Here is a 26,950-nt window from a genome sequence, read left to right on the forward strand (position 1 = left end):
CCTGACCCTGTGCTTATCGAACTGAGCAGGGCCACAACCAGCGGCACGCTTACGCGCACCTATTACTTCGAGTAGAACTCGACGATCAGCTGTTCCTGCAGCGGAACATCGATCTGCGCACGCTCGGGGAGCTGGTGCACCAGGATCCGCAGACGGCCGGGAACGACCTGCAGCCAGCCCGGGATCGGGCGGTCGCCGACGGTCTCACGCGCCACCTGGAAGGGGTACATGGCCAGCGACTTCGCCTTGACATCGATGATGTCGTACTGCGAGACCTGGAAGCTCGGCACGTCGACCTTCACACCGTTGACGGTGAAGTGGCCGTGCGAGACCAGCTGGCGAGCGCCACGACGGGTACGGGCCAGACCGGCGCGGTACACGACGTTGTCCAGACGGGACTCGAGCAGACGCAGCAGGTTGTCGCCGGTCTTGCCCTTCTGGCGGTTCGCCTCTTCGTAGTACTTGCGGAACTGCTTCTCCATGACGCCGTACGAGAAGCGAGCCTTCTGCTTCTCCTGCAGCTGCATGAGGTACTCAGACTCCTTGATCCGCGCGCGGCCGTGCTGGCCGGGCGGGTAAGGACGACGCTCGAACGCCTGGTCGCCTCCGACGAGGTCGACACGCAGACGACGCGACTTGCGGGTGATAGGGCCGGTATAACGAGCCATTTTTCTACTCTTCCTTTCCCGCTAGACGCGACGCCGCTTGGGCGGACGGCAGCCGTTGTGCGGCTGCGGAGTGACATCGGAGATCGTGCCGACCTCGAGGCCGGCGGCCTGGAGGGAACGGATCGCGGTCTCGCGGCCCGAACCCGGGCCCTTCACGAAGACGTCGACCTTCTTGACACCGTTCTCCTGCGCCTTGCGGGCAGCGTTCTCGGCGGCGAGCTGAGCGGCGAACGGGGTCGACTTACGCGAGCCCTTGAAACCGACGTGGCCGGAGGACGCCCAGGAGATGACATTGCCCTCGGGGTCGGTGATGGACACGATCGTGTTGTTGAACGTGCTCTTGATGTGAGCGTGGCCGTGCGGGATGTTCTTCTTATCCCGGCGACGCGCTTTCTGAGTCTTCTTCGGGCCCGAGGCCCGGCTCTTCGGAGGCATGCGCTATCCCTACTTCTTCTTGCCGGCGACGGTCTTCTTCGGACCCTTGCGCGTGCGGGCGTTGGTCTTGGTCCGCTGGCCACGCACGGGCAGGCCACGGCGGTGGCGGATGCCCTGGTAGCAGCCGATCTCGATCTTGCGACGGATGTCGGCCTGCACCTCGCGGCGCAGGTCACCCTCGACCTTGAATTCCTGCGCTTCGATGAAGTCGCGGAGCTTGGTCAGGTCGTCGTCGCTGAGGTCCTTCGACCGCAGGTCCGGGCTGACGCCCGTCTCCGCGAGGATCTCCTTGGCGCGGGTACGGCCAATGCCGAAGATGTAGGTCAGCGCGATCTCCATGCGCTTTTCGCGCGGGAGGTCGACGCCCATCAGACGTGCCATGGTTGGCGTTTCCTTACTTTTGCGGAGGTCTGCTCCCTGGCCGTCCCCTCGTAAGTGGGGCCCCGGCCTCCGTACCGGGGGTAGGCCGCCATCCGTCCCCTGACGGGACTCGGCGACGGCGACTGGCGCTGGGAGTGCTTCTTATTGCCAATCCGAACTGCGTTCGGTGCTTGGCGGAGATCAGCCCTGACGCTGCTTGTGGCGCAGGTTCTCGCAGATCACCATGACCCGACCGTGACGGCGGATCACCTTGCACTTCTCGCAGATCGGCTTGACGGACGGCTGAACCTTCACGTCAGATCCAATCTGGGTTGGTGTTCACTGGCCGTGAACACAGTTTTTCCCCGGTCAGTTCGACCGGGGAAACCCGGGACATATCGCCCCGGAAGTCTTGATGCGCTCCCGCGAGGAGCGACTCACTTGTAGCGGTAGACGATGCGGCCGCGGGTCAAGTCGTAGGGCGAGAGCTCCACGACGACGCGGTCCTCGGGCAGGATGCGGATGTAGTGCTGCCGCATCTTGCCGCTGATGTGGGCCAGAACCTTGTGCCCGTTCTCCAGCTCGATCCGGAACATCGCATTGGGCAACGGCTCGATAACCCGGCCCTCGACCTCGATGGCCCCTTCCTTCTTCGCCATATCCTCCGCGATCCCGGTTAGGCTGAACCTGGTTGGTTCAAGCTCATTACGGCAGGTCGGCCATGAGTTTCGCAGGCGCACCGGTGGATTGCTGGTGCACTGTGGCCAACCCGGTGACATACTCACTGGAGGCGGCACGAAGACATGCCACAGCCACTATGTAAGTCACCAGCGACCTACTTTACCCGTCGCCCCAGATCCGGCCAAATACGGGTGCCGTGACGTGCCCCTCCCCGGTCGCGCGGGCCATACCCCGGCCGCGGGCGGCCGATACACGCCGGGCACGCGGTCGCCGGGAATCGCTAAACTACGCCGTGTCCTGCACGATAGATCGAGGCACCCGGGGGTATAAGTGAGTCGCGAGAACGACGGACTCCCGATGCTCCCGCCCTGGCTCTCCGAGAGCGACGTCACCGACACCGGATACGAAGCCCCCGTCGAGAACCTCCCCCAGGACGACCTCATCCCCGAGGAGAAGGGCGGCCGCCGCCTCTTCGGCCGCCGCAAGCCCCGCAAGGACTCGGCCGCCGAACCCGCCGCGCCCCTCCCCCGCACCCCCGGACCCGCGTCCGCTCCCCCACCCGGTCCCGCCGAGCCGCGCACCCAGCAGCCCACTCCGCCCACCCCGATGCCGACCCGCGACCCCGGCACCCACTTCAACCTCCCCCAGAACGGCACGCAGCCCAACGGGGCCCAGCCGACTTCTCCCTCCGGCCGCCACCCCATCGGCCAGAACCCGGCCACCCAGCATCCCAACGGCCACGCTCCTCAGCACCCCAACGGCCAGGCTCCTTTTAATCAGCCTCCCAACGGCCACTCATCCGGACCGAACGGCCAGACGCCTTTCACGCAGCCGCCCGCCGCTCAGACACCGCAGCCACCCCAGCCCAACAGCCAGGCGCCATTCACACAGCCTCCCGCTGCTCAGCCGCCGCAGTCGTCTCAGCCCAACAGCCAGCCGCCCATCGGCCAGGCACCACAGGCTCCCCAGCCCACGGGCCAATCGCCCTTCACACAGCCGCCGGCCGAACGAACGCAGGCCGCGAACTCGACCGGCCAGTCGCCATTTACGCAGCCGCCGGGCGGCCAGACCCCACTCGCCGAGCCGCCCAACAGACAGGGCACAGCCCAGCATGTGGGTCAGGACATCGGTCGATCCTCGAATAGCCAAGGCGCGGAACCGGTTCCGGAGGACGGCCAACCCGTTGCACCCGGCCGCCCGGATGGTCGGGGCTTCGAAGGTTCCTCAGACCCCGGCAAGCCGCCGGGACTCACCGGCGACCCCACTCAACCGCCCGTTGCGCCCGAACCCGCCCAGCCCGGTCCTTCTTCGGTTCCGCTGACACCCCCGCGGTTCTCCGCGCCTCCCGCGGCAGCTGCCCCGGCAACGCCCATCGGTACGCAGCCCGCGGGCGCGTCCCTCGCGGGCACGCCGACCGCGGGAAACCCGGACGCGGCCTCCCCCGCCCGCCCCCCAGCGGACCCGACCACGCGGATGCCCCTGCCTCCGTCTCCGAGCGAAATGGCCGCAGCGGCAAGCGATCCCGCGGTTCGCGCCGCTCGACCGCCGCTGCCCCCAGCTCCCGGTGAGCTGTCCGACGGCGGTCCGAAGGCAGACCGGCTCGCGGCCGATCCGGCCGAGGTCACCAGGAAGATGGCGCAGCCGCCGCTGCCTCCGGCTCCGGGCGATCTGCACGCGACCGGTTCCGGCGTCATCGCGCCGGCCGATCCGACGACTCGCCGGCCGCTCCCGCCTGCCCCTGAATCGAGCCCCACCGCAAGCGAACCGGAGCCCGTCCCGGTTCCGGGCACGCCGAAGCCGACCTCGGCCGATCGCCCGGGCTCCGGCAATGGCGTTCCTCCCGTGCCGAATACGACGGCCGCTGCGCGCGAACCGCTCGACGCGGAACTGGCCGAGCCAGGCGCCGGCGAGACCTCGGGCCCGGAGGCGGACTTCGATCAGGCGATGACGCCGGGCCGCCACCGCGCGGTGGAGGTCACACCGTCCGCCGACCCGCGCCTCGACATTCCGCCCGCGCCGCCCGGTCTTTCCGCACCGGCGTCGGGCCCGCTGCCGCAGGTCCCGGGTGGCCCACAGCAGTCCGCCGATGCCGGTCAGCGGCTGCCACCGCCGCCGGGACCGTTCCCTGACGCGCAGCACCTGCCGCCTGCGCCGGGCCCCTTCCCCGGTTCACAGGGCCTACCACTCGCTCCGGGCCCGCTCCCCGGCGCTCAGGGCCTGCCGCCCGTGCCGCACTCCGGCGTTCCTCCGATGCCGCCGAACCAGGGATTCCCGGCCGGACCCGTTCCGCCGCAGTTGAATCCGTGGGCGAACGGCCCGCAGACCGAGGCCGGGCCGCATTCGAGCGACCCCACCGCGCATGATTCCGATATTCCGGGCATACCCTCGGGGTTCCCCGCCGGGCAGGGCGTAGTGCCACCGGCAGCCTGGGCACCGGACGGCCATCCCTCGATGCCCGGGCAACGCCCTTCGGCGGACGGTCCGGAAGCGGCGGGGGCCGAGGACCCGGACGCGAATCCTTGGGCGAACGCACCGCTGTCCGAGGCCGCGGCGGCTGGGCTGAGTGGTCGCCATCCGGTCAGCGCGCCACAGCCCGATTCCGGGATGCCGACTCCGCCGCGGGGTTTCCCGTCGGGGCCGTCCGTGTCGCAGTCGGCTCCGCAGCGTCCCGATGGTGTCGGGGTTGATGCGAACCCGTCGTCGAATGCCGTGATGTCCGAGGCCGCCGGATTCGACGGGCCGCGGACCAACGGGATGCTTCCGCCCGGCACGGGTATGCCGGGCGACGGCGCTCCCACGCAGCCGCAGTGGGGTCCAGGGGCCGATGGACCGCAGGGTCAGGGTGGGCAGATGCCTTGGGCCGCACCCGGGCCAGAGCAGGGCTACCCAGGTGTGCCCGGCCCGTCCGCAGTGCCTGGCTCTCCGGGACAGCCCGGTCCGTCGGCAGCGCCGGGGTTCCCGGGGCAGCCCGGCCCGGACGCGCCCGTCTGGGGTGATGTGAACGCACAGCCGGGTGGCCACATGCCAGGGCAGTACGGGATGAGTTCTGTGCAGCCCGGATTCGGCGCGCCCGGTCAGTACGGCGCTCCGGCCCAGGCCGGTCCCCCGCAGGGCGCGCGGGGTCCGGCCGGGTTTGCCGGTGGTCCCGCCCCGTCGCTGGATGATGTTCCGTTGCGCCGGGCGAAGAAGGCTCCGGGTTCGGGGTGGCGGCGGGCTGTGCACCATATGTCCGGTGGCGCGATCAATCCCGGCATGTCGGCGGAGGAGCGCCGCCTGCAGGAGTTGGTGGCGCGGATCCGGCAGCCGGTGCGCGGCGACTATCGGATCGCGGTGCTGTCGTTGAAGGGCGGCGTCGGCAAGACGACGACCACGATGGGTCTGGGTTCGATCTTCTCGTCGATTCGCGGGGACCGGGTGATCGCGGTGGACGCGAATCCGGACTTCGGGACGCTGTCGCAGCGGGTGCCGTTGCAGACGCGGTCTACGGTGCGGGATCTGTTGCTGGACGAGCACATTCAGCGGTATTCGGATGTGCGCCGGCATACCTCGCAGGGCAGCAGCCGCTTGGAGGTGCTGGCCAGTGAGCGGGATCCGGCGGCGTCGGAGGCGTTCAGCGAGGAGGAGTACCGCGCGGTGGCGCGGATCCTGCAGCGCTTCTACAACATCATTCTGACCGACTGCGGTACCGGCCTGATGCACTCGGCGATGGCGGGTGTGCTGGATCTGGCGCATTCGCTGGTGCTGATCTCGTCGTCGGCGATCGACGGCGCGCGCAGTGCGGCGGCGACGCTGGATTGGCTGTCGCTGCACGGTCACGACCATCTGGTCCGCAATGCGGTGGTGGTGATCAACCTGCCCCGCCCGGGCGCCCCGAATGTCGGGATCAATCAGTTGCGCGACTACTTCCTGTCGCGTTGCCGCGCGGTCCACATCATCCCGTACGACGCTCACCTGGGTGAGGGCGCGGAGATCGATCTGCATCGCCTGAGCAAGCCCGTCAAGCGCGCTTATGTGGAGCTGGCGGCCACGGTCGCCGATGATTTCGGCACCGACCACCGGCACTATCGGGGCTGAGCAGGGACCGGTTCCGAAGCGCTTCGGCGGCAGGGCGTTCGACCCGGCGGTGACGGTGGCCGCGGGCGGGTGGCTGCGCATGACACGGCTTCGAACGGGTGCTAGTTTGTGGCTCGATCGCGCTGCCGCCCTGTCCGGCGAATTCCTCGCGGCCGACCCCGAGAACTCGGAGTACACCTGGATGCGTAATGCCCGCGGCTTGTCCGCCGCACCCTGCCCGCTCGCGCCGAACCCGGCGGATCTCCGATGAAGGCGCTGTTGCCCGACGATCCGCGCTGGATCGGCCCGCACCACATGATCGCGGTGGTCGGCACGGGTGAGCTGGGCCGGGTGCTCCTGGGTCGGACGCCGACCGGAAAGCTCGTGGCGGTCAAGCGGATTCACCGCTCGCAGACGGTGGACATGGAGTTCCGGGCCCGCCTGCAGCGGGAGCTGGAGACCGGCAAGCAGCTCACCGGTTCCTGGTTCACGCCGGTGGTGGACAGTGACGCCGATGCCGAACGCCCGTGGCTGGCCACCGAATATCTGCCCGCGCCGGATCTGGCGACGGTGATCGCGGGCTGCGGCCCGCTGCCGGTGCCGGGTCTGCGCATGCTGGCGACGGGGCTGGCGTCCGCGCTGCTGGAGGTGCACCGCGCGGTGCTGGTGCACCGGAATCTGAAGCCCGGCAATGTGCTGCTGACCGCCGAGGGCCCGCGCCTGGTGGATTTCGGCATCACGCGCGCCCGCGAGGACGGTTCGGCCACCACCGACGCTCCCGCGTATCTGGCGCCCGAGCAGGCCGAGGGCCAGCCGGTGACCTCCGCGGTCGACATCTATGCCGTGGGCATGCTGCTGGTGCTGGCCGCGACCGGATCCATGTCGGCGACACCGGATCTGCAGGCGGTCCCGCACGCCCTGCGCAAGCTGGTCGAGTCCTGCCTGTCGGCCGATCCGGCGCATCGCCCGTCGGCGCGGCAGCTGCTGGAGCAGGCGGAGCGCATTCCCGGGGAGTCGGCCTGGCCGCAGCCGGTGCTGGATTTCCTGGAGACGCACCGCACCGACGCCGACTGGTGGGCGTCGAGTGGCGAGCAGGAGACCCGTTACCGGGATCAGCTGGCGCGCTTGGCGGATCGCCGCCGCCGCACCATCGGCTGGGCGGCCGCGGCCGTGACCGGTGCCGTGGTGGTGGGCGGCACGGTGATCGGCTTGGTCCGCGCCTCCGATACCGAGGGTCACGCGCAGGCGCGCACGGATTCGTCGCTGGATCTGACGGCCGCCGAACTGCGACTGCTGGACACCTGCGCGGTCCTGGACAAGGCGCTGCCCGGCAAGCTGGGCACCCGCACCGGCGACCCGGAGGCTCAGCCCGGCGGCTGCGCCACCACGGTGCTCGACGCGTCGCAGCGAAAGGTTCACTACACCCTCGACATTCCCGATGCCGCGATCGGCGTGGACCAGTTGAAGCCGACCACGCACACCGCGAGCTGGGGCACGATCCTCAGCGCGGGCGCGGCCGACAACAAGTGCGACACGGTTCTGGTCGCCAAGTCGGCCGGTGATGTCCCGCTGCGTATGTCGGCCGAGCAGCTGGATCCCGCGGCCCAGCCGGGTTCCGCCTGTACCGCCGCCGAGCAGGCGCTGGCGGCCGTGGCCGAGCAGCTGACCGAGGTGGTCCCCCAGCGTAAGGCCGCCGCGACGTCGGTCCTCCGCGTGGACCCGTGTTCCCTGCTGCAGGACAGCGCGATTCACGACATCACCGGTGAGGTCACCGACCGTCAGCATTCGCCGCACGCGTGCGCGGTGGTCGGCCCCAATGGCTGGGTGCGCGTCGACCTGGTCGACCAGTCCCGCCCCGATCAGGGCGACTGGGCCTACGAGGCCGTGCAGACCGGCGACTACACCACCTATGTGATCGGCGCCCGCACCCCGAACGACTGCAATATCGCCTACCTGGTGCGCCCGACAGACAAGGGCAATGCCGAGCAGCTGAAGTTGCAGGTGTCGGATCAGTCGGCCACTCCGGACGCGTGCGGCAAGGCGGCGAAACTCCTCGCCGACGCGGTCTCGAAGCTGCCGAAGTAGCCGCGCGCTACAGGTATTGCGCCTTGGCGAGCAGCGCGTACTGCGCGGCCGCGCGTTGCTGGGCGTCCAGGAGCTGGGCTCCGGCGACGCGCGCGACGTAGCGGTCGTAGTGCAGGGTGCAGACGTAACGGTCGGTGGCGTTCCAGGCCTGGGAGAAGCTGGTGCGGTTGGGGCTGGGGTTCTCGGCGCAGGTCGCCCCGGGCACGCCGGGCGGTGCGTCGGTCGTGCCCTGGATGAGCCCGTTGATGCCCGTCCACAGGCTCGCCGCGGCTTTCGCGTCGCGGGCGCGGAACAGCAACGCGCCCTTGACGGTCGTGGCGGTCAGGTCGACGCCGTTGTCGTCCAGCAGGGGCTTCCACGGCCCCTGGTTGTCGACGGTGTGCAGGTAGCCACGCGCCGTGCGCACGGCTTCGTCCTGTCCGGGGCGTGGATAGTCGGCGGGGTGCAGGGTCCGCCGCAGCATGCCCTCGGGGTCGTAGTCGAGGTAGAGGATCTCGCGCGCGGTCAGCGGGGGCGTCTTGTCGAGCAGCGGCAGCTGGGCGTCGATGATCTTCGTGGCCAGCGTTTTCAGCCCGCCGATCTCCGCTGTGGGGGTCCGGACGGAGACATTGATCGCGTACCGGCCGCGGGACAACGTCGTCGACATGGTCGGAATCCCGGGTCTCCAGTGGCCTTTCGCGGCCGGGTACCTGTCCAGGCTGACCGGGACGTTCTCGGCGGCCGCGACGGCGAAGTCGGCGGAATCGATGCCCTCGGCGGCCGCTCGCGCCTGCTGTTCGTCGGGGAACTGCATCACCGTCACGTTGAAAGTCGTAGCGGTGGGATCGTTCTCCCACCCTTCGAAGGGGCTCGAATTGCCCGAACTGTGGTCGATATAGAGGATTTCGAGGCGAGAGTGGTCGCTGACCGTGGTCGAATAGGCCAGCATCAGGTGATTGTCGTCGAGCACCGGCCTGGCGGCCTTCGCGATCACGAACCCGGTCTCGGGCCGGGACAGCGCCGTGTAGCTGAAGCTCGGGTCGACGTCCGCGCCGCTCACCACGGCGTCGCCGAGCCGCGCGACAGCGATGGCGCTGCCGTCACGGAACGAGTGATCGTAGGAAGCGCGGAAGTCCATGGGCGTGGTCGGGTAGTTGCCGATGGCCAGGTTTCGGATGTCGATCTCGCCCGCCGCGGGAGACCCGGAGACCGTGCCCCCGCACCCGGCGAGTACGAGGCTGAAACTGACAGCGGCAGAGGCGAATACGGCCCTCCGCCAATTGATCTTGTTCACGACTACCCCTATTTGTCGTTGGCGAGAATGGCGTACTGCGCCGAGATCCGCTGATACACGTCCTGCGGCTGCTGCGACCACGCCTCGGCCGCGTACCGCCCGTAGGCGACCATGCAGCGGTACGGGAACTGGAAGGCGACCGGCCCCTGGTACTTGACGCAGCGGGCGTTGGGCAGCCCCTGCGGGGAGTCGATCCGATGCCAGACGCGGCCAACGGATTCCACGCCGACGAACCCCTCGGCCGCGGCGGCGTCGCGGGTGCGGACCAGCCGCCCGGCGCCGAATCCCATGTAGTCCACGCCGAACTTGTCGAACAGCGCGCGTCCCTCGTTCGGGTCGTCCTCCCGGTGCAGCGCCGCTTCCCGGCTCAGGGTGCCCTGGAGCGCGAAGGCCGTCTGGTCGCCGTCGGGCCGGATCAGGGTCAACTCGAGCACGCCCTGCGGATCGAGCGGCAGGTTGGCGAGCTGGTCCACCGGCGTCGGCCGGAAGTCCTTGAGCCGTTCCACGGTCACGCCGATCGCCTTGTCCGCCAGAGCGAGCATGACGTTCGGGTCGGAGATCTTCAGCTCGACGTTCTCGTGGTGGTTGACCACGTCCCCGATCACGTACCGGCCGGTCGCGTACCACGAGGAGAGCGCCTGGAACTGCGGGATCCAGACCACGCGCGCGCTCGGATACACCTTCGACTGCAACGGATCCGGATTGGTGATGGTATCGAAGCGCATTCCCGACAGCGCGGTGGCCGCGGCGGTCGCGGCGGCGTCGCTCTCGAAGATCATCACCGAGTGCCGCAGCGTGTAGCCGAGGTTTTTGGTATCGGCGTTGGAGGCCGCCGCGGTCCCGAATCCGGCGACCAGTCCCGGAGTGCTCGCGGTGAAGGCGTCATTGTCGAAGGACGCGAAAGGCGAACTGTTGCCGAAGGCCTTGACGTCGATGAAGGCGTGTACCCCACCCAGATTGTGGGTCAGCGCCGGATCGATCTGCTGTGGCAACGGCACAGCGTCCGCGAGGCGCATGGCTTCCATATTGCGGCTCATGCGGGCCGGGTCCTTCGGGACCAGTTGCTGGGGTTTGGTGGCGTAACTGCCGGTGTCGAGCTTGGACAGGTCGACGGTGTCGGCGGCGGGCGCCGGGTCGGACCCGCATCCCCCGACGGCCAAGGCCGTAATCGCCACCAGCGCAGCGACTATCGCACGAACTTGTAGCTTGTCCACAACTCCCCTTGTGGTCGAACTCAATGATCGTGCCAACCGTATAACGGAAACGCAAAGATGGCGGTCCGGGCCGCCCTCGGGCCCGGACCGCGCATCGGCCCAGCTGTTACCAGGCGGGCAGCCGACGACGCCCGGCGAGAACATCTCGCACGAGATCGTCGTAGGCGTCCGACAATTCGGCTAAATGGTGCCAAGCGCCATGCAGCATTTCATCATTGGCGTCAAGGGTCATCAACGCGTGATGCGCTCTCACTGATGCGTCCGCGAGCCGGTCGATGACCGATCCGACCGTTTCGGTATGCAAGGTCGCACCCAGGCGATGCTGGGGCACCGAGCGCACGATCCAATCGTCTATGGCCATGACCAATTCGATTCGGCGACGCTTGTTTTCGATGATAGAGGTCGGATCGGTTTCCGGACCGACCCCACCGCGCCCGACCACTCGCCGCTCGTGCAGCACCGCGAGATCGTGGGCGAACCACAGCAGGGGTCCGCCGATGACCCGGTGACCGCGACAAGCGCGCAGGAGTAGGTCGGAGGTCGGCAATAGGCCGGAAGCCAGTGGCTGCGCCTCCAAGTCCACATAGGAACAGGACACGTCGGGCAATGCCACAACGACCGTGTTTGATGTCTCCGAACCTGCCACGTTGCCTCGCGTTCGACGTATAACAACACCGCATTCAGGACGTTCATTACAATAAACCTCAGAATGCTCCTGTCAAGCCTTACACAGCAGTAGAACTACCGGAGTAGACTTCCAACTCTTGAAGCAACAACCGAGGAGCGAGATGGCGGACGGTCCGAGATACCAACGGATCGCAGACCTCCTCCGCGAGGAGATCCGCGCCGGCAAGTGGGAACCGGGCGATCGACTACCGAGTCACAATGAGTTGGCCGATCAGATGCGGGTCTCGATTACGACTGCTCGCAATGCGATTCAACTCCTGGTTGCCGAAAATCTGATCTATACAGCGACTTCTCGGGGCACCATCGTGCGGAGCCAGGAGGTCCTGGAATCCGTTGTGACCAATCACATTCGGCCTGATCGGCCGCGTGCGGCGCACGACATCTTCTCGGAGATCGCGCGCGAGGCCGGTCGCGAGCCGTCCAAACAGTTCAGTGCGAGAATGGAACCGGCCAGTCAGGAGGTTGCGCACTGGCTGGGCGTGGCGCGCGACGAATGGGTGGTTTCGCGCACTATCATGCAGTATCTGGACAACGAACCGTGGTCATGGGAGGTCAGCTTCTATCCGCGAGATCTGGCCGAGGCCACCGGAATCGACGCACCGCACGATATCCCCGAGGGGACGACGCGGCGCCTCGCCGACCGCGGTTACGCCGAGACGGCGCACCGCGACACGGTCGTTTCCCGTCCCGCCACAGCCGAGGAAGCGGCCTTATTGGGCATCGGTCCAGGCACCATTCTTCTCGATCATTTGCGCATCGGGGCCAATCATGATCGCGTCACTCGAGTGACCCGTCATCGTTCCACTGCGGCCCGCAACCGATTGGCATACGAATTGGGCGATGACGAAGGAACGGACATTATTCGTAAAACTCTGGGTGCGCCCTTTCCAACCGGTAATTCCCATTCCTTCGGTAATTCCCTGCTACCCGGTTCGCCATGAAGCCGCACCTGCGTCGGGCCCGCGTCGCGGATCTGGGGACCATCACCCGGTTCCGGTTGCAGCGCACCAGCTGGCTGGCGGCGCGCGGCAGTGACCAGTGGACGCGAGCCGGACGCGGGCTCCCCATCGAGACCTTCGTCCGGTCCGTGGCCCACGCGGTCCGGCGCGGTGAAACCTGGATAGCGGAGGTGGACGGCGAACCCGCCGGGACCATCACCGTCAACGACCGCGCCGACGAAAACCTCTGGTCCCCCGGCGAATTGGCCGACGCCGTGATCATCCACTACATGATCGTCGATCTACGCTTCGCCGGAATCCGCGTCGGCGAGGCGCTGCTGGCGCACGCCGCGCTCCTGGCCCGCCGCCAGCACCGCGGCTGGGTCCGCCTGGACGCCTGGACCACCAATCAGGGTCTGCACGCCTACTACCGGCGCGCGGGCTTCCGCCTCGCGCGCATCGCGGGCCCCGAGGCGACCGGGCCGTCCCGGGCCCTGTTCGAACGACCGACCTCGGCCTGGTCTCACGACCTGGTCCGCCCGACCCTCACCCTGGCCGCCGGCGAAACCACCCGTTTCACCGTCGATCCCGCCTCGGCCCCCACCTGGACCCTCACCCAGCACCCCTTCGTCCGCCCGCACCCGGGCGTGACCGCCGAGCCGGGCTCGGCGGCCACCACCTGAGCTACAACGCGGGCAGGTCGGCGATCTGGATCATCTCGTCGCCGCGGGAGCGGGACCAGAGGATGCCGCGGCCGGGCGGCAGGCGCATGGGGCGGATGTCGCCGATGAGCTTGCCCTCGTCCCGGGAGCCGCTCATGAGCAGTGCGGGGACGGACAGGTTCTTCATCGAGCCGAGCACCTGGTCGTAGAGGGCCCGGGAGATGCCGCCCATATTGCGGGAGATGACCACGTGCAGGCCGATGTCGCGGGCCTGCGGGAGCAGTTCGATCAACGCGCCCAGCGGGTTTCCGCCCGCCACCACCATGTCGTAGTCGTCGACCACGACGTAGATCTCGGGTCCGGTCCACCAGTCCCGGTCGCGCAGCTGCTGCGGGGTGATGTCGGAGCCCGGGATGCGCTTGGACAGGTAGTTGACGACTTCCTTGATCATGCCGCCGCAGGTCTGCGAGGACGTGGAGTACCCGGCGAGCTGGTCGCCCTCCAGGACCCCGAGCAGGGTGCGGCGGTAGTCGATGAGGATGACGCGCGCGGTGTCGGCATTGGAGCTCTCGGCGATGCCGCGAATGATGTTGCGCAGCACCGTGGTCTTGCCGGACTCGACCTCGGAGAACACCATGAAGTGCGGGTCGGCGGCGAAGTCCAGCACGATCGGCTGCAGCTCGGATTCGCCGATGCCGATGACCACCTTGGTCGGGCCCTGCTGAATCCCGTGGCGGCGAGCCAGTTCCAGGATCTGTTCGCGGGGCACGCTGCCGGGCAGGGTGCGCACCTCGGGTGCGCGGCGCTCGCCCCAGATGGCCTGCATCTCGGTGCGCGCGGCGGCCACGCCCTCGGCCAGGTTCTGGGCATTGGTGTCGGAGTCCAGGCGCGGCATGGCGATGAGCATGTGCAGCTGGTCGGCGGTGAGACCGCGGCCGGGCCGGTTGAGCGGCACGTTGACCGCGACCCGGCGGCCCATCTCGGAGTCCGAGGGGTCACCCAGGCGCAGTTCGATGCGGGTACCGATCATGTCCTTGACCGAGGCCCGGATCTCGCCCCACCGGTTGGCGCCCAGGATGACGTGGATGCCGTACGAAAGGCCCTGCGCGGCAAGCTGTCCGACCAGCGGCTCCAGGCTGTCGAATTCCTCGCGGACGACCTGCCAGTTGTCGATGACCAGGAATACGTCTCCGAAGCGGTCGGTCAGCACCGGGTCGTCGGACTGTGGCGCGTTCTGCGCGGCGTGCTTGCGCCGCCGGAACTCGGCCATGGATTCGATGCCCAGCCCGGCGAAGCGCTCCTCGCGTTCGCGCAGCAGGGTGGTGAGCTCGGCGATGGTGCGCCGGACCCGGTCGGAGTCGAGCTTGCCCGCGACCGAACCGACGTGCGGCAGCCCGACCAGGCCGGCCATGGAGCCGCCACCGAAGTCGAGGCAGTAGAACTGCACCTGTTCGGGCGTGTGGGTGGCCGCCGCGGACATGATGATGGTGCGCAGCGTGGTCGACTTGCCGGACTGCGGACCGCCGACGACGGCCACATTGCCCTGCGCGCCCGCGAGATTGATGGTGAGCACGTCGCGGCGCTGCTCGTAGGGCTTGTCGATGATGCCGATCGGCATCCACAGCTGCCCGTGCCGGTTGACCGGCGAGCGCCAGTCCGGATCCGGCAGCAGCATGTCCACGGTCGGTGATTCCTCGAGCGGCGGCAGCCACACCTCGTGGGCGGGACGGCCGTGCCCGGTCAGGCGTTTCACGACGGTCTGCAGCAGGCTGTCGGGCAGGCCCTCGTCGCCGGAGGGCGGCGGGGGCGGCAGCAGGTCGAGTGGATCGAACGGGTTCTCCGACTCGGGCTGCTCGAGGATCTCGACCATGGCGGCGGTGAATTCGCGCGGGGGCGCCTCGACGACGGTGGTGCCGTCGGCGGCCTGGCGAGCCGAGCGGGGCGCGACGTAGGGCCCGGACACGTAGGTCGCGTTGAACCGCAACGGATCCGACGCGTCGCTCTTGAGGTAACCGGAACCGGGGATGCCCGGCAGGTGGTAGGCGTCGGTGATGCCGAGCACCGCGCGGGACTCGTTGGCCGAGAAGGTTCGCAGACCGATGCGGTACGACAGATGCGAGTCCAGGCCGCGCATCTTGTTCTCCTCGAGCCGCTGCGAAGCGAGCAGCAGGTGCACGTGCAGCGACCGGCCCAGGCGACCGATCATGACGAAGAGGTCCGCGAAATCCGGCTTCTGCGAAAGCAATTCGGAGAACTCGTCGATGACCACGAACAGCGCGGGCAGCGGATCGAGCGGCACCCCGGCCGCGCGCGCCTTCTCGTATTCGACGACATTGGCGAAGTTGCCCGCCGAGCGCAGCAGTTCCTGACGCCGGTTCATCTCGCCGGCGAGCGCGTCGCGCATACGGTCGACGAGCTCGAGCTCCTCCTCGAGGTTGGTGATGACCGCCGCCACGTGCGGCAGCGGGTCCATGCCGAGGAAGGTCGCGCCACCCTTGAAGTCGACGAGGATCAGGTTGAGCTGGTCCGGCGAGTGCGTGGTGACCATCGAAAGAATCAGCGTGCGAAGGAATTCCGACTTGCCGGAGCCGGTCGCACCGATGCACAGGCCGTGCGGGCCCATACCGTTCTCGGCGGATTCCTTGATGTCGATCTCGACCGGCGTCCCGTCGGGGGTGATGCCGATCGGCACGCGTAGTCGTTCGCGCCCGGCGCGCGGCCGCCACACCTTCGCGGGGTCGATCTGCGCGGCGTCCGGGATCTTGAGCAGATTCATCAGACCCGGGTCGCTGGCGGAGGTGTTGTCGCCGAGGCTGACGATCTGCGCCGCGGTGGCGATCCGGAAGCGGGCCAGGCTGCGCGCGAAGGACTCCACCTCGGCCAGCGTCACGGTGTCGGCGTTGGCGAACTTCTCGGTGCCGGCCGCGCTCTTGGCGAACACCTCGCCACCGGTGGCGACGAGCTGCAGTCCGCGCCGCGCGGCCAGGCTGTTCTCGGCGGAGCTCAGGTCGATGACGGTGACCGCGTCCAGACCGGATTCGCTGATCAAACGCTCACTGCCGCTGACGTATCCGTCGTCGATGATGACGACCAGGTGCAGCCGCCCCTGGGTGGGCTGCGGGTTGCGCATGAACCGGCCGCGCTCGAGCAGGTCGTCGGCGAGCGCGGTCTCCAGCTCGCCGAGCGAGCCGTAGATCATGCGGGACGCGCCCATGCCATCGCGTTCGCTCGAATGCTGAACGTGCGGTAGCCATTTCGCCCACGCCCAGGCCTCGCAGTCGGGTTCGGCGGTGACGATGGCGACGGCGACGTGGTCGGGTCCGTGAAACGCGGTGAGCTCCATGAGCATCGACCACACCAGCCCGCGCGCGTCCTCGGCCGGGCCCTCCACATTGATGGCCGGGAAGGCGCGCAGCGACACCGCGGTCGGCAGGTGGTGCACCACGGAATGCGTTCGCACGAAACGACGCAACGCCACGGTGGACACCGGCTCCAGGTCCTCGAGCGGTCCGGTCTCCGGCCGCGCCAGCTTGGCGGCGAGCCGGTGGGTGCCGATGCCGACCCGCACGTGCCCGAAGTCGGGGTCGGCGGGCCGCCGCTCCCACATGCGCCGCGAGCCCACGATCGAGGGCAGGTCGGCCGGTTCGGGGTGGCTCCAGATCAGCGTCTCGAGCTGCTTCTGCCCGGTGCGCCGGACTTCGCGGCGGGTCTGGTCGAGGTAGCGGAAGTAGTCCTTGCGTTCCTCGTTCAGTTCGCCGGAGCTCTTGTTGCTGCCGCGCTGGCCCATGAGCATGCCGCCCATGGACATGACCATCATCATCGGCATCATCATCATGTACGGGTTGGTCAGCACGGACCGTCCCATCATGGCGAACATGGCCAGCATGCCGATCATGGCGACGATCATCACGACCGGCATCAGCTTGCTCATCAGTGGCGCAGGCACCGGACGCGGAATCTCCGGCGGGGCCGTCAGCGCCATTTCTCCGCCCGGCGCGCGCGGCGGCGCGATGCGGGGGCGGCGCACGAAACCTTCGGTAGCCATGGGGTAGTTCTCCGGTCGTCGTTAGTCGAGGTCGGGCAGCTCGTCGTCGGTGCGCCGGCGCCGGAACGGAATCGACACGGCGAGACCGATTCCCAGCGCGGACAGGCAGACGATGGTGCCGACGGTGGCCACCAGCCGCGGCAGGCGCGGCGGGCCGGCGGGTTGCACAGGCTTGGGGAAGACGTGGGACTTGTCGGCGTCGGCGTGGATCGGCAACTCGGGCGTCTCGGCGGTGAGCACGTCCGCCGGGAACACGGTGGTGAGCGCGGCGACGGGGTCGATGAGACCCGCGCCGATGCGATCGTCGCGGCCGGTGCCGGGCTGGTGCGCGGTCAGCATGATCTGGTTCATGACCTGCCGCGCGGTCCAGTCCGGGTTCTTGGCCCGCACCAGCGCCGCCAGACCCGCCACATACGGTGCGGCGAAACTGGTTCCGTTGAGCGCCTTCTGGCCGGAGTCGAGGCCGGTGGCGTTGACCAGTCCGGTTCCGCCCGGCTTGTTGTCGAGCGAGACGATATTGGTGCCGATGGCCGCGACCCCCACCCACGGGCCGTAGAGCGAGAAGCTCGACGGGCTGCCGTTGGGGTCGATCGAGGCGACCGGGAGCACGTACCTGTCGAACCAGGCCGGGCTGGCGATGGTCTTGACCTTGCTCCAGCTGGTCCGGCTGTCGGTGTAGGTGTCGTTCTGGGTTCCGCAGCCACTGTTCTGGTCCACGTTGCCCGCGGCCACCACCACGACCACGTTCTGCTCGAAGGCGAAGCGCACCGCGTCGCCGAGCACCGCGTCGGCGGTGTCGCCGCCCGCGGCGGTGCAGGCGTCCTCGGAGATATTGATGACGGTGGCGCCCATGTTCACCGCGCGCACCACGGCCGCGGCCAGGGTCTGCATATTGCCGTAGCCGGACTTGCTCATGCTGCCTGGCGTGTCCCCGCCCGCCGAGTCCTTGGCCTTGTAGGCGTCGCTGAGCTGGCGGATGGACAGGATCTCCGCGTCCGGCGCGACGCCGACGAAGGCGTCGTCCGGGCTGGGCTGCGCGCCGATTATGCCGGCCACCAGGGTGCCGTGGCCGTCGCAGTCCTCGCTGGTGCCGTCGCCCTCGGCGACGTAATCGCCGCCGCCCTGGAGGTTCGCCAGCCGCGGGTGCCGGTTGACGCCGGTGTCGATGACCGCGACCTTCTGCCCCGCGCCCTTGTGATTCGGGCCGGGGTTGGCCCGCCACACCGCGGGCAGATCGAGCACCTTCTGCGCGACGGGTTCGTCGCGCGGCGCGTCGCCCTTGAGCGACTGTTCCACGCAGACGGCGTTCTTCTGCGTCGGTACCAGCGGCGCGGGTTTACCGGCCAGCCCCTGCGCGTCCCCCAGATGGGACAGGTCGGGATTGGGCCGGCTGACAGCCGCATTCGCGACCGGGGCCTGCGGCCCCAGCAGCGCTCCGCCGAGAATCGCTGCCGCACACAGTGTTCGCGCCCAGTTTCCGGGACGCGCGATCATATGTTCCGGGCCGTCGAGTAGACGTCCATGATCCACAGCACCAGCGGGACGATCGAGCAGATCAAGCCGTACTCGAAGATCTCGTTGAAGCGCCGGGTGACCGGGGTGACCTCGACGTGCGGGCCGATGACGCCGAATCCGATGGCGCCCACCGCGAAGGCCAGCAGCAGTCCGGCCGAGAGCAGCGGCATGCCGTCGTCGGCGACCGCGAGCAGCACCGCCAGCCCGATGAAGGTGACGCAGCCGCTGACGATCAGGGTGGCGGCCTGGGTGAGATCGGCGAACGAGCGTCCGCGCAGGCAGAGGATGATGGAGACGACCACGGCGAGCGCGATGCCCTGCCAGCGGCCGGAATTCAATGGATCGGCCGTGCCCAGCGCACCGGCGACGGCGCCGATGGCGCTGCCGACCACGATGCCGGTCTGGAACTGATTGGCCGTGCGGGCGCGCTGCCCGAGTCCGTGCGCGGACGGCAGCACGGTGGCGCCGATCGCGCCGATGCCCTCGATGGTGGGCCGGGGTTCGTGGTCGGCCGGGTCGATGGCCGCGCCCGCGGTGGGCACCGGCGGCACGGGTAGTCGGGCCAGCATGGCGGCCAGTCGCGGCACCATCGACAGCACGACGATCGACGTGACCAGTACGCCCGCAGCCACTTTCGGCACTCCGGCGTCCCAGATCATGCGCACGGCGGCGCCGAGTCCGGATAGCAGCACCACGGTCACGACCGCGGACACCACCGCGGCGCCGGCTCCGATGATGCGATAGCCGACCACGGCGAGCAGCAGGGTCGCGGCCGCACCGAGCATGAGGTGCGGACTGCCCAGCGAACCGGGCACGGCCAGCGCCGCGCCACCGAAGGTGAGCAGCAGCATGCACAGCGTGAGCACGGTGGCGGTCAGCTCGTCGGCGTACTTGCGCATGGCGATCGCCCCGGCGACCAGGGCCCCGATCGCACCGAGCAGCAGCAGCGGCGGCGCGACGAACTTGTCGCCGTCCGACCGGGACAGCAGCGCCAGCAGTACCGCGAACAGCACCGCCGACACTCCGGCCACCAGACCGGTCCAGCGGGCCGCGCTCGGCGACCAGCTGCGGAACTCCTCGGCCGTGAGTCTCGACACAGCGTCGATCACATCGTCGAACAGCGCGGGCGCTTCCTTGGCGGAAACCGCGCGCAGCACCAGCAATTCGCCGTCGTAGATCTCGGCGTCATTGAGGGTCTGGCTGGGCGCGATCATGTCGCGACCCAATTTGGCCAGTGTCCAATGCTGCGATTGGAGTGGCGTGCCACCCTCATCGCCGCCGATCGGATCGGGATTGCGGGATTCGATGAGACGCACCAGATCACCGATGAACGCGGCGATCGGCACGTTGGCCGGCAGACCGACGTCGAGCTGGGTATTCCCCCCGATGACGGACACTCGGCACAATTCGGGTTCAGCCGCCCGCGGGCCGCTGATCGACTGTGCTGTCACTTGCTGAACTGCTCCCCTATAGCTCTCAACAGTTGCCCGCCCAGGGCGGTTAACCATAATGTATCCGACTGTCCGCAGCCGTGCGATTCGCGCGGTGTGGGTGGGGAAAGTGAACGAAAGACCAACCAGGTTCGACGAATTCGGGGTTCGACTAGGATGATCGACACTCGCCAGGCCCAACGCGCCTTCGATGCGGGAGTGCTGTCCTTGGGGTTGAGCATCGAGGGCCAGGAATCGAACCGGGACCTCGACTACGCGAAACTGGCGTTCCAGCGCGCCACCGAGTGGGACCCCACCATGGCCGACGCCTGGCTGGGCCGGGCCGCCGCCGGTGAGGTCACCACGGATGTTCTGAGCAACCTGTACAAGTGCAGCACCGTCTCGCTGGGACGGGAACAGCGCCGGTTGGGCTTGCCGCCGCGGACGCTTGCTGGACGTTTTCTGCCGGGCCTCTACATCGACTATCCGCTGTCCAGTTTCACCGAGACCCACCTGGCGTGGGCGGCGCACCTGATCTCGGAGAAGCAGTACGACGAGGCCGAGCAGGTCCTCGACGAACTCGAGAAGCACCGCCGGGCGCGGGCTTCGGAACCGGACTTCGAAATCGACGGCCGCATCGCCAAATACGTGCGCGGCATCCTGCACTACAACACCCAGCGCTGGCCGGATGTGATGACCGTCCTCAACGGCTCCGACAGCTGGGAGGACCCGTATCTGGCCGCGGGCGCGCATGTGATGGTCGGTACGGCCTGCGCGCAGCTGGGCCTGTTCGGTGAGGCGATCCGCCGTATGGAGGCCGCCGAGGCGGGCCCGATTCCGGCGGCCCGCACCGCGGCCATGTTCTGCCGCGGCCTGTGCCTGCGCGAGAACGGCGCGGCCGAGGAGGCGCAGGCGCTGTTCGAGAAAGTGTATTCGCAGGCACCGGATTTCGATGCCAACACCGCGGCCATGCGCGACCGCACCTACCGCATCACCCTCACCACCCGTGAGGTGATCGAGGCCCGCACCGACCGCTGGGATCCGGCGTCGGCGCCCTCGCTGGAGGAGAAGCAGGCCGCCGAGCACGAGGACCGGGCCAAGGAGATCCTGGCCCAGGCGCGCGCCGAGCTGGACAAGCAGATCGGCCTGGCGGCGGTGAAAACCCAGGTGGCCAAGCTGCAGTCGAGTGCGCAGCTGGCGAAGATCCGTGCGGAGAAGGGGCTTTCGAGCTCCGCGCGCGGCCAGCACCTGGCCTTCACCGGCCCGCCCGGAACCGGTAAGACCACCATCGCGCGCGTGGTCGCCAAGATCTATTGCGGCCTGGGCATTCTCAAGACCGACAAGGTGGTGGAGACCAAGCGCTCCGACTTCGTCGGCCAGCACCTGGGTTCCACCGCCATCAAGACCGACGCCCTGATCGACACCGCCATGGACGGCGTGCTGTTCATCGACGAGGCGTACACCCTGATCCAGACCGGGCTCTCCGGCGGTGACGCGTTCGGCCGCGAGGCCGTCGACACCCTGCTGGCCCGCATGGAGAACGACCGCGACCGCCTGGTGGTGATCATCGCCGGATACGACGGCGAGATCGACCGCTTCCTGGCCGCCAATGACGGTCTGGCGTCCCGCTTCGCCAAGCGGCTCCAGTTCCCGTCCTACACCGCCGAGGAACTCGGCGCGATCGGCGAAGTCGTTGCGTCCAAACGGGATTCGGACCTGGCCGAGGACGCGCTGGCCGCGCTGATCACCACCTGTCAGAAGCTCTACACGATGGAGAGCACCGATCAGAGCGGGCAACCGCGCCGCGGGGTCGACGTGGCCGGCAACGGCCGCTTCATCCGCAACCTGATCGAGGCGGCCGAGGAGGAACGCGAGTTCCGGCTGGCCAACGACGAATCCATCGATCTGAGCGCCGTGGACGAATCGGTGCTCATGCGCATCGAGGGTCCCGACATGAAGGCCGCGTTGAGCACCCTGCTCACCTCGCTGAATCTGGCGTCGGCCGCCGACTGAGGGGCAACTGAACTGTGAACGACTTTCCGCGGGGAGCGGGCGGCTATCAGCCGGGCGGAAATGGTGGGAGCGAGCGGCAGGGCCGTCCGCCCCAGGGGTATGGCGATCCGGGGCAGCCGTACGGTCCCGGCCAGGCATACGGTGATCCCGGCCAGGCGCCCGGTCATCCTGGGCAGGCCGGTCATCCCGGCCTAGGGCACGGTAATCCTGGCCAACCGCAGGGTGCGCCCGGCCACTCACCCAGTGGGGGAAGCGGTTTCGGGCGCGAGTTCGATGACTTCCTGAATCGCACCTCGAATGTCGCGGCGCCGCCGCGGCCGGTTCCGCCGCCCGCTCCGGCTCCGCAGCCGCAGGCCCCTCAGGCCCCACCGGCCGCCCCGCAGTCGTCGGGATCGCAGCCGGACCGCTCGGGCGCTCCGGAGCCCGAGGCCCGGTCTCGCAGGCGGCGCGCGCCGCGGCCCGACGCGACGGCTACCGCGAATGCCGTTGCCTCCGAGCTACGTTCGGACGATCTGTGGCTGCTGCGGAATCTGCCGCTGCGCCTGGTGATTCCGGCCGCGCTGTTGGGCGTCGTGCTCTCCCTGGTCGCGGTGGCGTTGAAAGCCCCGTGGTGGGGTGCGCTCCCGGCCGGTCTGATTCCCGCGCTGATCCTGTTGATCCCGGTGGGCGGCGTCCCGATCGGTCTGCGGCTGGGCCGGTGGGCGACCTACCGCTGGCAGCAGGCCCGCCGCGCGAATCTCGACGAGAACGCCGCGGTCGACGTCCCGCTCCCCGACGGCGGCAGCTGCGGCCTGCGCTGGGACGGCACCCTGCTGACCACCATGCTCCGCATCGACCCGCCGCCGGACACACTGACTCTGCTGCGCCGCGGCTCGCTGAGTACCGATCAGCTGCTGCCGCTCAACGAGATCGCTGCCTGCCTGCGCCAATACGATGTCGAGCTGCATTCGGTGGACGTCATCAGCACCGGCACCCGCACCGCGAGCACCGAGGCGGTGATCTCCGGCTACGCGGCCAGCATCGCCCCCCTGGGCCGTCTCTACGACGAGATCCTGGGCCCGCTGCCCGCCATCGCGCACCGCACCATGTGGCTGGTGCTGCGCCTGAACCCGCTCGACAATGCCAAGGCGGTCGACAATCGCGGCGGCGGCCCCGAGGGCGCGCTCCGTTCGGCCCTGGTCGCCACCCGCCGAGTCGCGAACCGCCTGGCCGGGCACGGCATCACGGCCTCGGTCCTGACCACCTCCGAAATGTCCACCGCCCTGCGCGAACTCACCCGCGGCATCCCCGTCGCCGAGTTCACCGAGCACCCGGACAACCTGGAGCACAACGGCATTCACCTGACCAGCTACCAGATCGATCCGCAGCTGTTCAACTCCGACGGCCTGGCCAAGATCTGGGCGGTCCGCAGCCTCGCCACCACCGTCACCGTCCGCCTGCAGCCGGTCCCCGAGCCCGGCGCGAAGCCCGGCCAGCCCGCCGCCATCGTCGAGGTGGACGCCCGGGTCCGCTACGACACCCCCTACGAGCACGGCGAACCCCCCGTGGCGGGCCTGAAGGAACTCCCCCGCCGCCAACTCTGGGCCCTCATGGACATCCTGTCCTACGGCGCCCAGGAGATCCGCCCCTCCGGCTACCGCGGCCCCGTCGACGTCCTCACCGACATCACCATGCCCACCGCCGGCTGCGGCCAGCTCATCGGCGCCGACGCCACCGGCAGCGGCATCGCCGTCCCCCTCATCGGCGACGGCTCCCGCCGCATCGACATCATCGCCAGCCTCCAACTGGCCCAGCAGGTCATCATCCGCGCCATCGCCCTCGGCGCCGGCGCGGTAGTCCACACCGCCCGCCCCTGGGCCTGGCAGGGCATGGTCACCAACATCGCCGCCCCCCACGCCCTCTCCCTGGCCTCCTCGGTAACCCACAGCACCCGAGGCACCACGGTCTCCGGACGCCTCCCCACCCCCGCCGCCACCGTCATCGTCTTCGACGGCGTCCCCGCCACCGCACCCCCCGGCTCGGCCACGGTAGTCACCGTCCACGACACCATCTCCCCCGACTACCAACCCGACGCCGACGTCACGATCGTCCAACACCCGGACGCCCCCCACACCATCTCCGTCCACACCCCCGCCACCATGACCACCGCCATGATGGTCACCACCCCGGCGGAACAGCACTACCTGACGGGAGCCACAGCCCGCCGCTGATTCAGCGCCCCTGGATCCAGGGGTGTACCTCCACCCAGACCTACCAATATGCTTTGTGCGCCAGATGCCAAGGCGCAGCTGGTAATTCACTCGGGGGAGTTTCTACGTGATCCATAGTGTCGGCCGACGTCAGTCGGCCCGGACAAGGCTGTGCGCGGCGGTAGCGGCAGCAGTCGTCATGTCTTTCACGATGGCGGGGTGCGGGACGGAATCGACTGCACGCGAAGCGGACTCGGTCGACCTGACCTCGCTCGACACTGGCAGTTACGCCACCGCGGCGGCACAGGTCACCGCGTCCGACGCGGGCGCGGCGGGCCGCGCCGCGGAGGCGCTGCGGATCGGCGACGCCATGCCGCTGCCGATGGATATCGACCCGGCCCTGACCATCAATGCTGGTGGCGTACGCCCGTTCACGAGTGTCTCCGACCTGCTGATCCCCGAGATGAGGGGCGGTAAGTCGGCCTTCGGGTGGTTGGAGGACACGGCGTTCACGACCGATCCGACGGGGTTCACCGCAGGGTTCGCCACCTCCGCACAGACCGACGTGGATGCCGACCTCGGGTATCGGCTCACCGATCTGGTCCTGTCCTTCGACAATGCCGGCGACGCAGCCGCGGCAGCCGAGGTATTCGCGTCGGCCCGATTCCTTGATTGGGGCGAGGGCTCCGGCGAGCCCACACGGTCGGAAGCCCACCCCGGTGCGCTGTTGTCCTTGCAGCCCGTCCGCCAGGTCGTCGCCGGGTTCTATCCGGTGGGGAGTTTCGTCATCGGCACGCTGATCCAGAATCAGGAGAAGGCATCCGAGAAGATCTCGGATCTGCCCGACCTGATCGCGAAGTTCGACAAGGCCATTGCCGTCACCGAGGATCGGTTGAAGTCGTTTCGTCCGACGCCGCCGGACCGGCTCACCTCCTTGCCGCTCGACCCGCTGGGCATGAGTCGCCTCACCTTGCCGCGCCCGGCCGGTGATCGAACCGCGCACGAATTCAACGGCGCTCTCGATGCGCACGGCGCACTCCACCGCGAATACGCTTCCGGGGCGGCGCTCTCACTCTTCGCGAAGGACGGCGTGGACGCCGTCGGTTACGGCGCGGGAGTTCTGTATCGCACAAGGGACGACACCGCCGCGAAAGATCTGCTCGACACCTATTTCGTCGACAAGTTCCGCCATCGGATCGAATCGCCCGCGGGTCTCCCGGGCGCCCGGTGCACGAAGTATCACGGCCCGAACCGCCACGCGTTCCCGTTCGATTGCACAGTCGCCTACGGCCGGTTCGTGGCGCACGTGTGGTCCCAGCAACGGCAGGATGCGTCGCAGCGGATCTCCGCCCAGTACGCCATCCTCGCGAATGACAAGTAGGGGAATCGCGGTGCGAATCGGTACCCGCCGTGAGTGCGGCAGAAAGCTTTTCGGCAGGCTGGCCCTCGGCATCGCGGCCGTCGCGGCCATCCCTTCGCTGGCCGGATGTGGTCACGATGTCTCTGGTGTCGCGGTCGCCGCGGAGGTCGACGTCCGGCAACTGCCGGTGGGGAACTACCCGACCGACCCGCTCGACGTCCGTACGACCTATGACCGGTCCATGATCATCGCGGAGAATCTCGCCACTGCCCGGCTGGCCGACAATGTGGTCGTCGGGCCGGAGGTGGATCCCATGTTCGGTCACACCGTGCTGTCCAGGGTGCTCGGGTCGCCGTCGGGCATCTCCACGATGCTGGGGGATGCGGTGCAACCGGTGCTGGAGCGGAACCACATGGTGTACGGCTATTCCGCTGCGGCCAGCACCGAAGCACGAGACCAGATGATCGGTTTCGAGGTCTCCCGCAACTTCCAGCCGTTCGGCGGCATGATCGCCGGCCCGAACGCCACCTTGTTCAGCGTCACCGTGATCCAGTTCCCCGACGCGGACCAAGCACGAGCCGCGGCCGAGGGGATGGAGGCCGCCGACTTCGACGTGTCTCCCGATCAGAACGTCCGCGTCACCCTGGACCGCACCGCCGCCGCCAAAGCCCATTGGCGACCCGGCACTCCGTCACTCGCCGCCACCATCGCCGACGGACGCTACGTGGCCGATGTGTTCGTCCAGACGCCCACCGCCGACCTGGATGCTCTCCGCTCCCTCGCCGACCGGGTCTTCGCCGCGCAACTCCCTCTGCTCGACCGGGCACCCGGACTGTCCACCCCCGAGATCTTCCGCCTCGACTACGACCCCGACGCCATGCTGCGCCGCACCCTGCACCCCACGGACTACATTGCCCTCGACGCGAACTCGGAGATCACCCATACCGCCCGCGGCTATCTGCACTACGTCCAAGCCCCGGCGACGTGGAAGCCACTGCTGGACGCACACGGCGTCGACCGCGTCTCCACCGCCGCCCACGGCGGCCTCCTCTTCCGCACACCCGACACCGAGTCCGCCATCGCCCTGCGGAACGCAATCATCGCTCTCACACCGGATTCCGCCGAACCCCCCGCCGTCCCCGACACCACCTGCGCCCGCACCTCCCATCCCGACACCATCTATCCCTGGACCAGCGCCAGCGCCTGGAACCAGAAGGACAAATTCACCTGCACACTCCAGTACCACCGCTACGTGGCCCAGGTCGCCGGCGACCAACTCCTCGATGCCCAACAGAAGGCAGCCGCCCAGTACGCCCTACTCGCGAACAGCCAATCCTTCTGA

Annotated in this window: 19 protein-coding genes; 8 read left to right on the forward strand and 11 right to left on the reverse strand. The window is 68.7% G+C overall.

Features of this window, described 5'->3' with window-relative positions:
- Positions 1-62: 62 nt before the first annotated feature.
- The 5 genes from rpsD to infA all read right to left on the reverse strand — a co-directional run bounded on the left by rpsD (position 63) and on the right by infA (position 2,122).
- Positions 63-668: a 30S ribosomal protein S4 gene (gene rpsD / locus ABZ412_RS19520; RefSeq protein ID WP_357088930.1), complete on the reverse strand. Its 606-nt coding sequence runs from the start codon at positions 666-668 to the stop codon at positions 63-65.
- A gap of 21 nt (positions 669-689) precedes the next feature.
- Positions 690-1,103: a 30S ribosomal protein S11 gene (gene rpsK, locus ABZ412_RS19525; RefSeq protein ID WP_213557959.1), complete on the reverse strand. Its 414-nt coding sequence runs from the start codon at positions 1,101-1,103 to the stop codon at positions 690-692.
- 9 nt (positions 1,104-1,112) lie between these two features.
- The gene (gene rpsM, locus ABZ412_RS19530) at positions 1,113-1,484 is read right to left on the reverse strand and encodes a 30S ribosomal protein S13 (RefSeq protein WP_213557960.1); all 372 of its coding nucleotides are present in this window, start codon (positions 1,482-1,484) and stop codon (positions 1,113-1,115) included.
- A gap of 180 nt (positions 1,485-1,664) precedes the next feature.
- On the reverse strand, positions 1,665-1,778 hold the full coding sequence (gene rpmJ, locus ABZ412_RS19535; RefSeq protein WP_033085975.1) for a 50S ribosomal protein L36: 114 nt from the start codon (positions 1,776-1,778) through the stop codon (positions 1,665-1,667).
- 122 nt (positions 1,779-1,900) lie between these two features.
- Entirely contained in the window at positions 1,901-2,122 is a 222-nt protein-coding gene (infA, locus tag ABZ412_RS19540; protein WP_040804562.1) for a translation initiation factor IF-1, read from the reverse strand.
- Positions 2,123-5,183: 3,061 nt separating this feature from the next.
- Here infA and ABZ412_RS19545 point away from each other — a divergent pair.
- Positions 5,184-6,218 carry an AAA family ATPase gene (locus ABZ412_RS19545; RefSeq protein WP_357282315.1) on the forward strand — a complete coding sequence of 345 codons (1,035 nt, stop codon included), beginning with the start codon at positions 5,184-5,186 and terminating at the stop codon, positions 6,216-6,218.
- 246 nt (positions 6,219-6,464) lie between these two features.
- The gene (locus tag ABZ412_RS19550) at positions 6,465-8,282 is read left to right on the forward strand and encodes a serine/threonine-protein kinase (protein ID WP_357282317.1); all 1,818 of its coding nucleotides are present in this window, start codon (positions 6,465-6,467) and stop codon (positions 8,280-8,282) included.
- A gap of 7 nt (positions 8,283-8,289) precedes the next feature.
- Here the strand turns inward: ABZ412_RS19550 and ABZ412_RS19555 are convergent, their stop codons facing one another.
- From ABZ412_RS19555 to ABZ412_RS19565, 3 genes are all read right to left on the reverse strand, one after another.
- Positions 8,290-9,555 carry a hypothetical protein gene (locus tag ABZ412_RS19555; RefSeq protein WP_357282319.1) on the reverse strand — a complete coding sequence of 422 codons (1,266 nt, stop codon included), beginning with the start codon at positions 9,553-9,555 and terminating at the stop codon, positions 8,290-8,292.
- Between the two features lie 8 nt (positions 9,556-9,563).
- Positions 9,564-10,730, reverse strand: coding sequence for a hypothetical protein (locus tag ABZ412_RS19560; RefSeq protein WP_357282320.1), 1,167 nt, complete (start codon positions 10,728-10,730; stop codon positions 9,564-9,566).
- A 145-nt stretch (positions 10,731-10,875) separates the two neighbouring features.
- Positions 10,876-11,382 (reverse strand): DUF4254 domain-containing protein, encoded by a 507-nt coding sequence (locus ABZ412_RS19565; RefSeq protein WP_357282322.1) that lies wholly within the window; start codon positions 11,380-11,382, stop codon positions 10,876-10,878.
- A gap of 151 nt (positions 11,383-11,533) precedes the next feature.
- On the opposite strand from ABZ412_RS19565, the gene ABZ412_RS19570 reads away from it, so the two are divergent.
- Positions 11,534-12,397 carry a GntR family transcriptional regulator gene (locus ABZ412_RS19570; RefSeq protein WP_357282324.1) on the forward strand — a complete coding sequence of 288 codons (864 nt, stop codon included), beginning with the start codon at positions 11,534-11,536 and terminating at the stop codon, positions 12,395-12,397.
- Positions 12,394-13,077: a GNAT family N-acetyltransferase gene (locus ABZ412_RS19575; RefSeq protein ID WP_357282325.1), complete on the forward strand. Its 684-nt coding sequence runs from the start codon at positions 12,394-12,396 to the stop codon at positions 13,075-13,077. The genes ABZ412_RS19570 and ABZ412_RS19575 overlap by 4 nt, the downstream gene beginning before the upstream one ends.
- A 1-nt stretch (position 13,078) precedes the next feature.
- On the opposite strand, the gene eccCa is transcribed toward ABZ412_RS19575, so the two are convergent.
- From eccCa to eccD, 3 genes are read right to left on the reverse strand one after another with little or no spacing between them, the layout of a single operon-like run.
- Positions 13,079-17,101: a type VII secretion protein EccCa gene (gene eccCa / locus ABZ412_RS19580; protein ID WP_357282327.1), complete on the reverse strand. Its 4,023-nt coding sequence runs from the start codon at positions 17,099-17,101 to the stop codon at positions 13,079-13,081.
- A gap of 21 nt (positions 17,102-17,122) precedes the next feature.
- Positions 17,123-18,595, reverse strand: coding sequence for a type VII secretion-associated serine protease mycosin (gene mycP / locus ABZ412_RS19585; protein WP_357282328.1), 1,473 nt, complete (start codon positions 18,593-18,595; stop codon positions 17,123-17,125).
- On the reverse strand, positions 18,592-20,013 hold the full coding sequence (gene eccD / locus ABZ412_RS19590) for a type VII secretion integral membrane protein EccD (protein WP_357282330.1): 1,422 nt from the start codon (positions 20,011-20,013) through the stop codon (positions 18,592-18,594). Before eccD ends, mycP begins: the two co-directional genes overlap by 4 nt.
- 210 nt (positions 20,014-20,223) lie before the next feature.
- On the opposite strand from eccD, the gene eccA reads away from it, so the two are divergent.
- The 4 genes from eccA (at position 20,224) to ABZ412_RS19610 (ending at position 26,950) form a co-directional block, all read left to right on the forward strand.
- Positions 20,224-22,059: a type VII secretion AAA-ATPase EccA gene (gene eccA, locus ABZ412_RS19595; RefSeq protein WP_357282331.1), complete on the forward strand. Its 1,836-nt coding sequence runs from the start codon at positions 20,224-20,226 to the stop codon at positions 22,057-22,059.
- Between the two features lie 14 nt (positions 22,060-22,073).
- Positions 22,074-24,269, forward strand: a complete 2,196-nt coding sequence (gene eccE / locus ABZ412_RS19600) for a type VII secretion protein EccE (RefSeq protein ID WP_357282333.1) — start codon at positions 22,074-22,076, stop codon at positions 24,267-24,269.
- 178 nt (positions 24,270-24,447) lie between these two features.
- A complete protein-coding gene (locus tag ABZ412_RS19605; protein ID WP_357282335.1) occupies positions 24,448-25,629 on the forward strand; it encodes a hypothetical protein in 1,182 nt (393 codons plus the stop codon).
- A 10-nt stretch (positions 25,630-25,639) separates the two neighbouring features.
- Entirely contained in the window at positions 25,640-26,950 is a 1,311-nt protein-coding gene (locus ABZ412_RS19610; RefSeq protein ID WP_357282336.1) for a hypothetical protein, read from the forward strand.

This window comes from Nocardia sp. NPDC005746 (assembly GCF_040630785.1).
Taxonomy (GTDB): Bacteria; Actinomycetota; Actinomycetes; order Mycobacteriales; family Mycobacteriaceae; genus Nocardia.

What these genes read in the sequence shown, in the direction of transcription:
- rpsD (WP_357088930.1), bottom strand. Translation starts at nt 668, where the DNA reads ATGGCTCGTTATACCGGCCCTATCACCCGCAAGTCGCGTCGTCTGCGT.
- rpsK (WP_213557959.1), bottom strand. Translation starts at nt 1,103, where the DNA reads ATGCCTCCGAAGAGCCGGGCCTCGGGCCCGAAGAAGACTCAGAAAGCG.
- rpsM (WP_213557960.1), bottom strand. Translation starts at nt 1,484, where the DNA reads ATGGCACGTCTGATGGGCGTCGACCTCCCGCGCGAAAAGCGCATGGAG.
- infA (WP_040804562.1), bottom strand. Translation starts at nt 2,122, where the DNA reads ATGGCGAAGAAGGAAGGGGCCATCGAGGTCGAGGGCCGGGTTATCGAG.
- ABZ412_RS19545 (WP_357282315.1), top strand. Translation starts at nt 5,184, where the DNA reads ATGAGTTCTGTGCAGCCCGGATTCGGCGCGCCCGGTCAGTACGGCGCT.
- ABZ412_RS19550 (WP_357282317.1), top strand. Translation starts at nt 6,465, where the DNA reads ATGAAGGCGCTGTTGCCCGACGATCCGCGCTGGATCGGCCCGCACCAC.
- ABZ412_RS19575 (WP_357282325.1), top strand. Translation starts at nt 12,394, where the DNA reads ATGAAGCCGCACCTGCGTCGGGCCCGCGTCGCGGATCTGGGGACCATC.
- eccCa (WP_357282327.1), bottom strand. Translation starts at nt 17,101, where the DNA reads ATGGCTACCGAAGGTTTCGTGCGCCGCCCCCGCATCGCGCCGCCGCGC.
- mycP (WP_357282328.1), bottom strand. Translation starts at nt 18,595, where the DNA reads ATGATCGCGCGTCCCGGAAACTGGGCGCGAACACTGTGTGCGGCAGCG.
- eccA (WP_357282331.1), top strand. Translation starts at nt 20,224, where the DNA reads ATGATCGACACTCGCCAGGCCCAACGCGCCTTCGATGCGGGAGTGCTG.
- ABZ412_RS19605 (WP_357282335.1), top strand. Translation starts at nt 24,448, where the DNA reads ATGTCTTTCACGATGGCGGGGTGCGGGACGGAATCGACTGCACGCGAA.